The sequence below is a fragment of the Nostoc sp. DedSLP03 genome, assembly GCF_034530815.1.
GTDB lineage: Bacteria > Cyanobacteriota > Cyanobacteriia > Cyanobacteriales > Nostocaceae > Nostoc.
Genome location: NZ_JAVRCK010000021.1, coordinates 42410 through 55678, shown reverse-complemented (window position 1 = coordinate 55678; position 13269 = coordinate 42410). Strand labels below are relative to the sequence as shown.

The 13269-nt window shown below is 43.6% G+C and carries 12 protein-coding genes; all 12 read right to left on the bottom strand.

What is annotated here, in order from left to right; all coding sequences use genetic code 11:
* Nucleotides 1-51: 51 nt before the first annotated feature.
* The 12 genes from RM368_RS12755 to RM368_RS12700 all read right to left on the bottom strand — a co-directional run bounded on the left by RM368_RS12755 (nt 52) and on the right by RM368_RS12700 (nt 13269).
* Nucleotides 52-1299, bottom strand: a complete 1248-nt coding sequence (locus tag RM368_RS12755) for a hypothetical protein (protein WP_322694386.1) — start codon at nt 1297-1299, stop codon at nt 52-54.
* On the bottom strand, nt 1292-1708 hold the full coding sequence (locus RM368_RS12750; RefSeq protein ID WP_322694385.1) for a hypothetical protein: 417 nt from the start codon (nt 1706-1708) through the stop codon (nt 1292-1294). The genes RM368_RS12755 and RM368_RS12750 overlap by 8 nt, the downstream gene beginning before the upstream one ends.
* A 52-nt stretch (nt 1709-1760) precedes the next feature.
* Nucleotides 1761-3530: a type IV secretory system conjugative DNA transfer family protein gene (locus tag RM368_RS12745; protein WP_322694384.1), complete on the bottom strand. Its 1770-nt coding sequence runs from the start codon at nt 3528-3530 to the stop codon at nt 1761-1763.
* Nucleotides 3527-4753 carry a hypothetical protein gene (locus RM368_RS12740; RefSeq protein ID WP_322694383.1) on the bottom strand — a complete coding sequence of 409 codons (1227 nt, stop codon included), beginning with the start codon at nt 4751-4753 and terminating at the stop codon, nt 3527-3529. Before RM368_RS12740 ends, RM368_RS12745 begins: the two co-directional genes overlap by 4 nt.
* Nucleotides 4753-5580 carry a hypothetical protein gene (locus tag RM368_RS12735; protein ID WP_322694382.1) on the bottom strand — a complete coding sequence of 276 codons (828 nt, stop codon included), beginning with the start codon at nt 5578-5580 and terminating at the stop codon, nt 4753-4755. Before RM368_RS12735 ends, RM368_RS12740 begins: the two co-directional genes overlap by 1 nt.
* Nucleotides 5581-5785: 205 nt before the next feature.
* Complete coding sequence (locus tag RM368_RS12730; protein ID WP_322694381.1) at nt 5786-7219, bottom strand: hypothetical protein; 1434 nt, start codon at nt 7217-7219, stop codon at nt 5786-5788.
* Nucleotides 7216-7935, bottom strand: coding sequence for a hypothetical protein (locus RM368_RS12725; RefSeq protein ID WP_322694380.1), 720 nt, complete (start codon nt 7933-7935; stop codon nt 7216-7218). The genes RM368_RS12730 and RM368_RS12725 overlap by 4 nt, the downstream gene beginning before the upstream one ends.
* Complete coding sequence (locus tag RM368_RS12720; protein WP_322694379.1) at nt 7932-8990, bottom strand: hypothetical protein; 1059 nt, start codon at nt 8988-8990, stop codon at nt 7932-7934. Before RM368_RS12720 ends, RM368_RS12725 begins: the two co-directional genes overlap by 4 nt.
* A complete protein-coding gene (locus RM368_RS12715; RefSeq protein ID WP_322694378.1) occupies nt 8990-9721 on the bottom strand; it encodes a hypothetical protein in 732 nt (243 codons plus the stop codon). Before RM368_RS12715 ends, RM368_RS12720 begins: the two co-directional genes overlap by 1 nt.
* On the bottom strand, nt 9660-10202 hold the full coding sequence (locus RM368_RS12710; protein ID WP_322694377.1) for a hypothetical protein: 543 nt from the start codon (nt 10200-10202) through the stop codon (nt 9660-9662). The genes RM368_RS12715 and RM368_RS12710 overlap by 62 nt, the downstream gene beginning before the upstream one ends.
* Nucleotides 10199-12937 (bottom strand): helicase HerA domain-containing protein, encoded by a 2739-nt coding sequence (locus tag RM368_RS12705; RefSeq protein ID WP_322694376.1) that lies wholly within the window; start codon nt 12935-12937, stop codon nt 10199-10201. Before RM368_RS12705 ends, RM368_RS12710 begins: the two co-directional genes overlap by 4 nt.
* The gene (locus RM368_RS12700) at nt 12931-13269 is read right to left on the bottom strand and encodes a hypothetical protein (RefSeq protein WP_163934752.1); all 339 of its coding nucleotides are present in this window, start codon (nt 13267-13269) and stop codon (nt 12931-12933) included. The genes RM368_RS12705 and RM368_RS12700 overlap by 7 nt, the downstream gene beginning before the upstream one ends.

Below are 13269 nucleotides of genomic sequence, written 5' to 3'. Positions count from 1 at the left end.
ATCCCTTACCCATTCAACTTTTATCAATGCGCCATATAAAGACGCAACTTTCTATCTCTTTATACCTCTAGATTCCGAGTTTTGTTGAGCATTATTTTCAATTTGATGATGCATATCAACAACAGATTGAACTTTATCAAGTGCCTGTAACTGTTGCTCTGAGACGTTAGGCGATAAAACTCCATCTGTGAGAACAGCCTCGCCGTTTTTAGCACGAACGATTATATTCTCACCAAGACGTTCAAAATCAAAATTTGTACTTTTAAAACTCTTGGAACCATCAGGGTTATCTTTGCCCAAGATATTCAGCATTGCTTTAACACTCTGTCCAATTGCTTGACCTTTAACATCATCAACAGCAGCCCGTAGTTCAGTTCGAGTATTGTCAATAGCTGACTTAACACCCATAAGGCTTTGCTCAACAGTGTTTTTAACACCATCTACTTGTGTACGTAATTCTCCTGTTAAGTTACCAACTTGTTGATTGAGTTCATTCCTTACACTCTCAGTCTGATATTTAACTTCATCCTTGAAGCTAGTAATTTGTTCATTAATTTGAGATTTGAGTAAAGCAATTTCGTTTCTGAGCTTGGTAACTTCAGGTGTTAGCGCATCTTTAACCCACTCAAAAACATTCTTGGCAGTTTGTTTTACCTGGTTCTCAACCGTACCCACCCAGTCTTGAAGTACCGTATTTTGAATTTGTGGTAAAGAACGTTCATTCACCTGGGACAATGCTTTTTGGGTATTTTCAATCAACTGCTGTTGTTTCTCCAAAGATTTACCCATTTCGGCAACTTGGTCAATTAACTTTGACAGCGATTCGGGCGTTTGTTGCGTCTCTTTGATACTGTCAACAAGCTTTTGCTGTGCTTGAAGTTTACTTTGTAAAACTTTCACTTGTTTTTGCAAAGCTTCTATACTGTAGATTCGCTCATTACTTACAACTTTATTTGGCTGGGACGGGGGAGCTAAACCTAATTTGTCAGTCAGTACCTCTCCATTTTTAATATGGAATACTTTTTCATTACCAATTTTAATAGAAATTGCCCCTTGAGAATTTTTCGGGTCAGACAGAGCTTTTTTTAAGTTCTCTACTATCGTTGGTGTCAATAAGTTTTTAGAGGGTGATTCTCCCAATGTTCCTTGATAAACTTTGCTAGAGCTAGAGTAAATATGAACATCCTTGCTGGGATCTAATCCTTTTTCTTTAGCTTTCGCATGGATGAGTTTGAGGAGAGATTCTAAAATTTCTAGATAATCTCGCTTGATTTCTTTAGCTTCGCCATCATCAATCATTATTTTCGCCTTTGAGAATTGACTGAATTAACACATCAGGATTAATCGCTACTTCTGGTAAAACTATCCCACCGAGTTTATTAAGAACTTGTCTACCTTCAACTTCAATGTAAGCAAATTCTCCATCAATCATCACTGTTATCGATGATGTATTTTTTTCAACAGGAGATGGGATATAATCTTTCATCACACCATTTAATACAAAAATATTGGCATCATCTGCATCGCCGCTATAGACTTCAATACACTCAGTCAGATAGTTAGCATCAAAAGGCAAGTTATCCCAACTCTCAGCAGTGTTTAAAATCTCGCTTGGATATTTATCTGCTAGGGCTGCTATATCAGGAGGGAGTTTAGCAATTTGTTTTCTATCATAATCAGAGAACGGGTAAAACTTACTTGGTGACATGAATTTTATCCTTCGGATTTTCAGCTTTAATTTGATTCCAGATAATATTTACTTAAATCAGACTTGCATATTCTGATAACTGCTCTTGATTTTCTATTAAAGGTAACAATTTTATCGCGGAGGCTCGGCGAATTTTCATTTCTTCATCTGCGGGAGTTAAGAGAGTAGACTCTTTAGATAAGAACTTTTGAAACTCGTACCAAGCTTTCACACTGTCAGCTTCCGATTGAATTTCATGTTGAGGAATCTTAATTGATTGCAAGATTGGCAAACTTATTTGACTACGAGAACGAAAACCGGGACTAATAATTACTGCTTTCCCCTCTGGTAAAGTGTTAAATTGATTGACATCAAATAATTTTCGGGTACTGTTTTGGTCAGCATTAGAAATGCTTGCACCCCCCTTGCCTCCTGATGAGCGAGAACGTTGCTTGTATTTAATTTCCTCTTCACCTAAAAACTTACTAAATCGTTCGGCGGCGACATCATCTTGGGGGTTAAAGAATGCTTTAGTAGCACAACCACCAAAGATGGCATTAGTTGTGTTTTCACCATAAGATTCAATCAGCATTGAGAGATTTTGTAAACCTAAGATAGAAATTAGTCCATCCTCGCGGTTCTGATTCAGCCAATCAACCAGTGCTGGTAAATATAATGTGGGTAATTCATCAATCCCCAACACCAAAGGACAAGTACGTTTTTTAGCCACATTCCGGCTAACTAATAGATGTAGAATCGAGACTAGCAATGGGGCAATTACATCACGCTTTTCTTTGTTCATCCCGAATACCACCATCTGCCGCCCCTTCAAATCCAAAGGAATATTGGTTTTTCCACAGAACGCTGCTAATGCCGAGGGAACCATGAATCGGCTGAACAATCCGCTAGCTGTACCCACAATACTAGCTGCTGTTTCTGGCGACCCTGCAACAGATACAAACTGTGCGAAAGCCTCTCTAACCATGAAGTTTAGTTCGACGGCTTGCTCAATGCGCTTAACTAGCTTTGGCAATCCCAAGATTGCTTGGCACATCATAATATCTGGGTACTCTGTGCCCTTTGCCAGCATAAAGACGGCTTGGACTAGCTGATCTCCAGCATTGGTAAAGAAGCTGTTACCAGAATCCTTTTGTCCGAGTTGAAAGTTTCGATTTAGCGTGATTGCTAACTGCCGCGCCATTTCGGAGTCTTCGTTGCTGTTAAGAAAATCTATCGGGTTAGCGATCGCTGACTCTGCCGCGCCTGGGGCTAGAATAGTAACTTGATAGTCACGCTTTGCGGCATAACCCGCAAGTATGGGGGCTTGCCCTTTGGCATCGGCCGTTGCTGATTCTTGCTGTGCATACTTGAAATCATATAGAGCTATCGGGAGTCCTTGATCGATGGCAGATCGAATTAGCGGGTTAATCATTGAGAACGATTTGCCGCTCCCTGGCCCACCACAAACTAAAATCCCTCGTTGCGCTTCCGGGAAGTAAAGGGTTGCTGAATCTTCAGGGATACTCGTTTTCCTGATTCCACCAATAACCTCGCTCGTTGTATTCTTGGGAGTGCCAACATATAAAGATACGCGGTTATGCTTTCGCTTCTGAATTTGGTTACACGCCAATTTACGAGCTGCCGTTTTCTCCACCGCACCGCCCCACCGTGCGGTCGCTAACTTGGTTTTACCTCCCTTACTATCGATAATTTTGGCTAATACGATCACAGCACCACAAGCAAGTACCCCTAGTCCGGCGGGGGAAAACAGAGCCGATTCAAGACCTGGGGGAATAAGGGGAATGAATTGATTTGGATTGACTGATGAAGTAGTTTCGGTCATCGCCCAGTCCCCACGATAACCAAATCATTCTCGCTCACGGGCAACCAGGGTACCGGCCCAATGAAGTAAGGGGTACAAGTTTTCTGCTGGAATGGCGGTCGCGCACAGATCCTAAAGAATAAGCCAAAGTCGGCAGTCCCCTTGGATTCATTAACTCCAGTTAGCGCCACTTTGAACCCACTACCATACACTAGACGACCTGTGGGTTCTTTGCCCCCATTAACTGCTGCCAGGATTCCGTAGCCACCCTTGACTTGTTGGGATGAGCCTGATGCCCAACGCTTACCATACAAGCCGCCCTGACTGCCAGCAAAATCCCCCATCTCTAAGTATGAGCATTCAATGCCTGGAGGACAGGCGACCTCTTCAGTGCGGTCGCCTCTGACAACGCTGCCAGAAACAAAGTAATCATTCCCAGCCCTTGTGTCGCCCTTCTCTGCTCTCCCAAGTACAACCGATGCAATCCCCACAACGCCTATATCAGAGCTAATAGGCTGAGGCATTTTATCAAAGGGCACTTGACTTAATTTAGGAATTTGATTGACATAGGCTTGCTGCCATGATTTAAATTTCCCTAATTGAGTTTTGTCCAACCCAGGAATTGAATCAAGCGAATATTTGCTTAGGTCAATCTTATCCAGTGTCAGGTTTGCGACTTGAGGATTTGAGGCTATGGCTTGAGAAATAGTGCTGCTACCCAGTCCAGCACCATTCTTAGAAAATAGATCAGCTAATGGGGGAACTTCTGATAGGCTCAAATTGCCTAATTCAGGCATTGCTTTAACTAATGTTTTTGGCGTTTGCCATTGCATTAATCCAAAGTCTTTGAGGGTGGGTTTGGTGGTTGTGGCTGTAGTGGGCAAAGCCACCGTGCCAATGGACTTTAAGCTCAAGTTCGACATCTTAAAAGCATCATCCGCGTCGCCCAACATCACAACAGAATCTACTTTTTGCCCTGCTGTCCACGAGCGCGAGGGGTCGTACCCAAAAACGGAAATCAGATTTTTAGGTATCTTTAAAAATCCTGGCTGTTGAACGGGTGGCAAAGTATCCCATGTGATTTTCGACCAGTCGGGGGCAGCCGTCTTGTACAAGCCTTGCGAATAATCGATTGTCGGGGTAGTTGTCGGTGTCTGTGCGATTGAGGCGGAAAGCGGAACTACCGAAGCGTTGGCGAAGCCCATCGAAGATATCGCAGTCAGGAAAAAAGTTTTAAATTTCATCAAAGTTGCCCCCATTCAAGTAATTGGTGAAAAGTGGTTTTATCGACCTGAGAAAGCGAAATCGCCTCCTCTCTAGTCTTTCCCCGCCGTAATAATTTAATTGCATCTTGTACCTTATTCCAGGTGGTAGATCCGGGTTTAACTTGACCTTTCCGCCCAGCCTCCGCCAATCCAAAAGCGAGGGCATTAGCATCGTTCCTTTGAATCGCGCCGTTTAGCGTAGTTCCAGGATTGGGGCGTAAAACGGCAACAGACTGAGGCGGGGGGACTACTATGTTTTGTGGTGGTGGCGAGGGCTGCTTGACTACTGGCAGCGCTGATTGCGGTTTTTGAACTGTGAGAGGAATTGGTGATACCTGCCTTCTTATTGGCAAGGGTCGATCCGAATCAGATTTAACTACCAAGCTTGTATAGGCTGGGTTGCCAGTAGCAGGGACTATCTTAAATTGATATTGTTTTTCATTGGTAAGCACTGTAATTTGAGTGCTTCCATTGCTGCTAGAGGTAACAGGAAAATTAATCGGGTCAATCTGGCGAAGAAAGATTACAGTCGCTTTCCCTCCCGCGCATTCAGAATCGCCGCCTGATGACGGACATAAGCCGCCATTTGAGGTAAAAGCGAAGCGACTTGGATCGCCTATCCAAACTTGCTTGATAGTTTCCCCAGTCGGAATCAAATTAATAGTTAATCCATAACCCTTCCACACCTTTAATTCAATAGCGCTTTCTTTTGCATCATTCTCATAAACCGTTCGGATGGGCATTGCCGACACGCTTGAGGCAGTAGCTATTAAGAGGGTTGTAACAATAGCGAATTTATTTAACATTTTTCCATTTTCACCGGGAACTATTAACAGGGAAGATAAGTTATTGTTGGAGCTTTTTTCTAAGAGCAATAATCATTCGGCTTTCCTCTCGAAGCAAAAAATAATCGGTTCTATATCTGTTTCGTGAGATAATTCCACTCGTTTAGATAAAATAATATGTGTTTCTAATTCATCTTCATTTTTCTGTTCCCAGTTAAGAGTTCCCTCATAACGATATTGTTTGATTAACGAATACTTGCACTGGCTTACCAACGTCGATCACAAATACTTCTTCTCTACCGCTTAACTGTTGAGAACGGGCGACATTTGAACTTTTGATATTGTCGAGAATGCTATTAAATGCACCCTCTCCAAAAGCGGCGGATAAATCTTTCTGCTCGTTGGTAGTGGAGCTAACAGAGAAGCCATTAGAGCTACTGCTGACTTGAGTTACAGGGCGATTCTGTACTTCGGCAGCCTTCGCAACTCCCGCAACAATCGCTCCGATGAAATTGTTACCCAGGTTGCTACCTCTGCGGGACTCTGCTTTTAAGAAACCACCATCCTTGGCCATTATCAAAACAGCATTTGGTGGTAGCGGTTTCTCTTGGGTATCATTATTGGAGTTGACCAATACTGAAACGCCGCGTAGTTTGGCGAAACCCGAACCATTCGACTCTGCTAGTTGAACAACCAGATAAGCGCCCACGGGTAGTACGTCCCTACCATCTGAGGCTTTTAAGGGTTTTGTTAGTTTCACTAAGTAATTCTGGTTGCCAGCGTCACCAGTACCCCAAGCGATCGGCGTTTCTAGCCTACCCTCTGCGGTGCTGCCAACAAGTACGCGAAGAGCGTTGTAATTAATGGTAGTGTTCTGGGCGACTTGTGTAGCTCCTCCCGTACCTCCTTCAATTCCATTAGTCTTGATGGGTTTCTCGCTTTCTGATTCATCGACTGAACTCTTGAAACTGCCAACGTTTGCAGCGAGAAGCCATTGCTGAGTGGGGTCTTTGGTGGGGACATTGGTTGCAGCCGTTGGGAACGCCAAAGGAGATTGTCTGCTCGGCTGGGCAATTTTGGGCTGGGGCTGGGGTCGAGGCTGGGGTTGCGATACTCTAGCCTGGGGGAAAGTGAAGGGCGCTGTCGGCTGACTGGCGACTGGGTAAGAACGTTGTCGGCGCTGCACTGGTTGTATCGGAGGGGTAACGGGTGCGATTGAGGCTGGGGCTAAGGTTGCGCTAGGGGTAGGCGTTGGGCTAGGCAAGCGATCGCGAATCTGCTTTAACTCGTTATTTTGGCTAGTCAGGGCAAGCGCTGTTTTATCCTTGCCCGTCTCATTTTCCGGCTCTGCTAGGGGCGTTTGCTCTTCTGTAGGCGGTTGCACAATGCCCTTGGAAAACTTCAGCACATTCATTGAGTTACCGATTAAAGCCCCAATTATCACTACAAAGAGAAGCACTATCAGGGCAATAACACCCATTTTCAAGAGTGGAGATTGCGAGACTGTTCGAGCAGTAACAATTTCCTCTGGGGCGGGATTCTCGGAGGGGTGAATTGAATCATTAGCGTGAGAAGCTTTAGCCCCGTTCATGGCGGCAAAATCTTGCTCTTCTATCTCAATAGTTGCCTCTGGCAAAGCTGATTGGGTGTTCTTTTTCATAAATCTAAATCTTGGATTTTGTAAATTTCCAGCCCCGCTTTACGAACCCTTGAGGCGGTTTCTTGAACATCGGACGCAAATCTAGGCAGGGCAGCCGTATCAATCGCCCTGACAAATACAGTTTTGTTAAAAGCGATGGGCTTACCAACTAAATTGCTGCCTTGGAAAACAACAATCTCTGCAACAATATCTACTTTCCATTGCCCATCCTTAATCCGAGTCGGCTGACTGATTAGGCTGACTTTTAGGATTGATTGCGTAGACCCATTAAAGACATCGGGCGGCGTAAGATTACCTATCTCCTCAAGGAATGGTGCGCGAAAATCTTCTGATAATGCAAAGCCCCAAGCCCATGCACTAGTAGTAATCTTGGCTTTTGATGTCGATACACCAGCGTCTAACTTTAATTGTTTGGTGGGGTCTATCTTGTAATCATCGCTTGACTTTGGTAGAGCATTCCAACTTAAAAGTCCGGTCATTGTCTGCCCGACAAAATACGTAATAGCTTGCGGCGATCGCTCCAAGTTGCCTATAGGAAGAACTCTGATAGATTCGCCGTCATGTAACTCCACAAGGGTGGAAGCTTTCGTTTTAGAAATTGTTGCTATCCGAGCAAAATTGACAATTTCTATGAATAATAAGAGCGTTAATAAAATAGCATTGGCTATTAAGAAAATTGGGGTAAAGTTTAACTCTTTTCTCTCTAATAATTTCATCTTCTTAAACCCACAGAGAATTTAACCCCACTGGTAAACGCTGAGAATACAGCCATTCCGCCACCAGTGCCAATGGCTACCGCGAGTAATGGCGAGAAAATGGCTTGTAGTAGTTGCAATAATAAAGGATTGCTAGAAGGCTTGGAAACTATGGCGCTGGCAATAATACCGACTGTTACCGAGTAGGAAATGAGAACCAATGTTAGCCCTAACCAGCCAGACAGCCAAGCGTAAATAGGCTTGCTTTGAAAAGGCAGCAAAGATAAAACTAGGAAGATTGGGGCGACGAAGGCAATCATCAAGAATGACAGTTGGATGATATACTGGAAAGCGGCTGATAGTCCACTGAGAATTACGTAAACAAAGCCCTGAACTGCGCTATTGATTAGTTCGCCAGTCAGGTCTAAGGGGTTCCAGCTTCCTTCGCCAAAGCCTGCGCCAGTCTTTTCTCTAGCTTGCTGTGCCGATTTTCGTGTATTCTCTATAGCCTTATTGATGCAAGCTTGCTTCTTGCTTAATTCTTCGCCCTCTTTCTTCTCCTGATTATATTTGTCGCACTTAGCTAAGGCTATCTGTGCGGCTAAAACAAAGCTTTGGTCAGCGTTGACATTTCGGATAGCATCTCTCAAATTCACCCCATTTCTAGTAATACTTAGAATGCTTCTATTTAATCCTGTGGATACGTTTTTCAAGGCGATTGTCGTATTAGCAAGAAGGAACCCATTATTACTAAGCATGACAATTACTAGCAAGGGTAAAACCATCTCAGAGACAAAATCATACCCAAATCCTTCTTCGGCATATTTCCGATACCACCCAAAGGAAGCGAAGCCAATCATTACAACAGCTGCAAGAGTAGAAACAGCAACAACAGCCGTATAAATTGGGTTTGTTCCTGATGCCAGTTCAGCCCAATCATTCTCAAAGGATTTATAGATTAGGTCTGCGCCGTTCACAGCACCTTCAACTATTTCTCCGGCGTTTGTAGTCCCTGTATTTTCACCCGCTTGCTGTCCCGTAGTTTGAGCAAAAAGAATAGTTAAGAGCGCTATCATTATTGATTCTTCCAGAATGAATCGTTAGCTGCGGCATATTGGATAATCTGACGGGTAGCAGCACTGGACTCCTGATCTTTCGATGCCGCTTGCTCATCCATGCGGCTAGAAATGTCAGCAAGGTTAATGTTTGTAACTGCCAAAAAACGGGATTGTTTTTGAGCTTCTGAGTGAATGGATTTTGCGATCACAACGCTTTGTAAGTTTTGAGTTGCCATCTTTTTAAGAATGTCTTGGGTGATGACATCATCTTGAGCGGCAGCAGCATTTTCGCTTGATTTGGAGGTAGCATCATTAGTGGTTTCCGCCTCCTGTGATTGAACTTTTTGCCCCTCAGTTCCAAGGACTGACTCTGATTGTCCGCGTGTATATTGTTGATTCCAATCCTTGATGGCATTATTAGCTTGAATGCGTGGGTCTAAGGTTAGTAAATCACCTTGTTGTTTCTCAATGACTTTCTCAATGTTCTTACCAGCTTTTAGGGGATCTGGAATGCCTAAATCACCAACACTAGACTCAATTGCTTGATTTAATTCCGCTTCTAACTTGCCCCAACTTTGAGAAAACTCTTTCTGATAATTACTAATGTAAGTTTGTAAACTACTATAGATTTGTTGAAATTGAGTCAGAAAAGATTGGTTTTGATTTGTTTGGGCGTTAGCTGGTAGGCTAGAAAAGGATATCAAAACCACTGTGCTTGAGATTACGATCAACCACTTGGAATCTTTCATACAAGTTATCCATGTCTACTACGAAAGGTTCTTTGGTACATTCAGATTCGACAATCGCTTGTTTTTTTGATTTATCGAAGGACACGACTGAAACCAATAATGTTTTTGGTAATGTTTCCTTATTTAACAAGCTCGTAAAAAAGGGATCGTCAAAGGGCTTTGCATTAGGTGGAAGAGTAGAAGACTGCGATCTCAAAATCATCACGTAATCCCCAGGGTCAGCCGATTCCGAATTGATTCCAGGTTGTTTTACCCCAGGAAGCAACTTATTTTGAAACTTCACTGCTTGTAAACTAGGGCTGAAGTTAACAGCATCTTCGCCCAATTCTATAGAAACACCGCAGTCATTCTTTGCATTGCTCATACGTTTTTCGTATTGAGCTTGATTGTATTGCCATATTTGAAAGCTGACTATGGATGCAACACCAGCGAATATTCCCAGCAATAACTTATTTTGAATGGCTAATAATAGTACCTTCATAACGGCTTCCCTTGCTTAACGCAATCGACATAATATTTAGAAAATTCTGCCACCCAGGTGAACTTGTCGCTGTGAATTTTCTTGAATTTATCTCGCGTGGCTTGTTCTTCTCTGCTATTAGCGACCAACGCCAGCAGGGGATACGAGGGATAATAGCGACAGCGCACATATTTGTTGTTGTAGTCCAACAGCCACAAAGTGTATAGCTGCTGAATGTTGGGGACAAAGCTTTCGTTTTTATCGATAATTTCTCTAGGTATGCCCAGCAACTCAGAGAAACTATTAGCCGCGCCTGGGACAATACGCCCAATCAATCGCAATGGCATATTCTGTAATATTTGTTCTCCCGCCTCCGATTTGGCGATAGAGATAACGTCCTGTGCCGCCAGAAACACCCGACAGCCTTGCTTTCGAGCCGTGGCGCATTTACGACCCGCAAGCCGCGATAATGCAGAAAATCCCAGTAATACGCTAGCCTCATCCATAAAGAACACGCTATTGGGCGAGGATAGTGACTGCCGGGACGCGGCGATATATGCACTCATCCCGAACACTTCTGCATCTTTTCCTGATTGCAGATTAGTCAGAGCAAAGGTAATCAACTGGCTATCTGCCTGGAAGGTTGAAGGCTTGCAGATAGCGCTACCGATACTACTAGCTTGCCAGTACTGTAACCGCAAGCGGATGTAATTTAACGCTTTTTCTACATTGTCGTCCTGATAGCCTAAATAAATGTACGCAAGCGAAAAGAATTTCTCCATATCTGCCAATGTCGGGGTATTCGCCCACTCTGGGGTGTTTATCCCTGCTTTTCGCGCTAATTCAAATCGCTCCTTGATGTCGGCATCTTCGTAAAAGGCTTTTGTACCCAAAGGGATTACAGATTCTATAGTTTGTGATAGCAACCCATCAAACTTTTGCGTTCCTAAAACTAATTGAAGCACGATTAAATTAATATCATTTCGATGGGCTTTTGTCCTTTCCTCCCACTGCGACTCAGGAATCTTTGATAGGTCTAGCGGTTGTACAATATTGTTTGATTCCTTTGAGATATCGAAGTAAAATCCATTAAAGTAGGGCGTGAAGTCTCCAAAGGTTCCTGAACCATCATCATTTGGCAAGTCAATCATTAATACTGACATTCCCAACGCCAAGCATTGATAAATAATGGAGGCGATGATTACCGATTTCCCACTCCCGGTAGTGCCGATTACCATCATGTTTTTCGGCTTTGACAAATCGATATAGACTGATGATTGACCCTCATCAGCTACTAATTCAAAGCCTTGTTTGTCACCGTTAGCTGTCTGGACTACTGGAGTTAAACCAATCACTTCACTAGCAAAGAAAGTAGCTCGGCGGTTAAAAGGAAATGTTAACTGGGGTCTTTGTCTCAACAGCAAAGTGTCGAGCCAGATTGACCATGTATACTGCATTTCTCTAATCAACTCCGCAGGTTGATTGATATAGCCGGAAATTAACCGACAAGCGTCATCAATTTCTTCTGGAGAGTTGCGATAGACTAAAATAGTAACTGCTACATTTTCCGGGACATCACCCGTGTAAAGCTGCTTCTGAGCATCGACTGACCGCTCCGTATTAATTTGCGCTCCTACGTCAATAGTCTTTTTGCTGGCGATCGCCTCGGCATTTATTGACCGCCTCGTAATCAATTGTTGGGTAAGCCTAATCATTTTTTGATCGGCTGGGCTAATCTCTGTTATTATCTCAACATCATAAATAACCTCGCGTGAGAATACGTCCCATAAAAAGCGTATTTGCTGATAGGTTGAAGCAAACACCTCTGGTTTTTGGGCAAGCGTCATTACGCCGATATACTTCTTTTTGTCAGTACTCTGGTGGGGCAAACATACCCAGCGTCTGTCCGCGTAGGGTATGCCGTTATTCAAAAGTACGGATGTCGCGTGCAATTGGTCGTTATACCACGATGAGTTGGGCGCGGCTTCGTTAATCTCCTCCCTTAATTCGCCTGTATCATAAACCAAGGTATGGGGCACTTTTACAGCCTTCGCACCCATTCTAGAAATTAGGTCGCCCCACAATTGCTTGTCTGATTTGGGCGAGGGAAATAAACCCATTTCCGATAGTATTTGTTGATGCCGCAAAGAGACAATTATCGCTTTTTCAAGAACTTGAATTAAGTTTTGAACAGTGAGTTCGGTCGCTCCTGTTGGGGTGAATTTGCGCTGTAAAAAGTTCGCCAGCTTAACTATCGCTCTATCTACCGCGTCACCTCCTTCGGTACCTCCTGGGCGGACAGTGAAAGTTGTGTAAATACTGAGCTTGATATCCTTGCGCTGATGGTTACGTGTCAGTTCCTGCATTCGGGCAACTTGCCCCCAATCAAGAAACTCACTCTCAAGAGATATAGGGCTAGCTAGCCTCTGGCGATAGTCTTCAATTACTTTGTCTTCGTCGCAAAACGAAGACCAACGAAAGGTGAATTTCTCACCCTCGGAGAACTCTTTACAGCCGTTCTCAAAAGCCTTGACCATCGCCTCTAGTCTCTCTGATGAATTAAACAGTGGGTGAAAGCCAGTGCATTCATATCCGAATACTAATTGCAGCGTGTTGTTAGTGTCGCTTACTTGTTTTTTGCTCAACAAGTAAGCTCCAATTTGATAGTTCCCCTTTTTGAGTTTTACTAAAGTTGCTAAGTCTAAAAAGTCTTCAAAGGGTACTATTTTTTGATTACGAATGCTGCTTTTTACCATAGTTTAGGCATCCCCTTTGAACCCGCCCTTTTTTTGTTTTGGGGCGAAGAATATCTGACATAGCCACGAGTGAAAACTGGAACGCTTGGGAACACTCTTGACCAGAACAAGTAAGGACGTTTGCCAGATAAAACTATCACCGTAGCACTCAACCAAACACCAGCCAGCAGTCCCCAAACTATTCCTGCTCCAAACATAATCGCTATGATGAAGCCCACGCCAAACATAAATAAGGCGACTGCAAACTGAAAGCCAGTAAAAATACCGATTGTTGCATTTTGACCAAGTGACTGATTCACCCGTTTCATGGGCGATTTATTGTACTCGCTCAT

Excerpts from the sequence above, each read along its gene's own strand:
- RM368_RS12755 (WP_322694386.1), bottom strand. The coding sequence starts at position 1,299 with ATGATTGATGATGGCGAAGCTAAAGAAATCAAGCGAGATTATCTAGAA.
- RM368_RS12750 (WP_322694385.1), bottom strand. The coding sequence starts at position 1,708 with ATGTCACCAAGTAAGTTTTACCCGTTCTCTGATTATGATAGAAAACAA.
- RM368_RS12745 (WP_322694384.1), bottom strand. The coding sequence starts at position 3,530 with ATGACCGAAACTACTTCATCAGTCAATCCAAATCAATTCATTCCCCTT.
- RM368_RS12740 (WP_322694383.1), bottom strand. The coding sequence starts at position 4,753 with ATGAAATTTAAAACTTTTTTCCTGACTGCGATATCTTCGATGGGCTTC.
- RM368_RS12735 (WP_322694382.1), bottom strand. The coding sequence starts at position 5,580 with ATGTTAAATAAATTCGCTATTGTTACAACCCTCTTAATAGCTACTGCC.
- RM368_RS12730 (WP_322694381.1), bottom strand. The coding sequence starts at position 7,219 with ATGAAAAAGAACACCCAATCAGCTTTGCCAGAGGCAACTATTGAGATA.
- RM368_RS12725 (WP_322694380.1), bottom strand. The coding sequence starts at position 7,935 with ATGAAATTATTAGAGAGAAAAGAGTTAAACTTTACCCCAATTTTCTTA.
- RM368_RS12720 (WP_322694379.1), bottom strand. The coding sequence starts at position 8,990 with ATGATAGCGCTCTTAACTATTCTTTTTGCTCAAACTACGGGACAGCAA.
- RM368_RS12715 (WP_322694378.1), bottom strand. The coding sequence starts at position 9,721 with ATGAAAGATTCCAAGTGGTTGATCGTAATCTCAAGCACAGTGGTTTTG.
- RM368_RS12710 (WP_322694377.1), bottom strand. The coding sequence starts at position 10,202 with ATGAAGGTACTATTATTAGCCATTCAAAATAAGTTATTGCTGGGAATA.
- RM368_RS12705 (WP_322694376.1), bottom strand. The coding sequence starts at position 12,937 with ATGGTAAAAAGCAGCATTCGTAATCAAAAAATAGTACCCTTTGAAGAC.
- RM368_RS12700 (WP_163934752.1), bottom strand. The coding sequence starts at position 13,269 with ATGAGCGAGTACAATAAATCGCCCATGAAACGGGTGAATCAGTCACTT.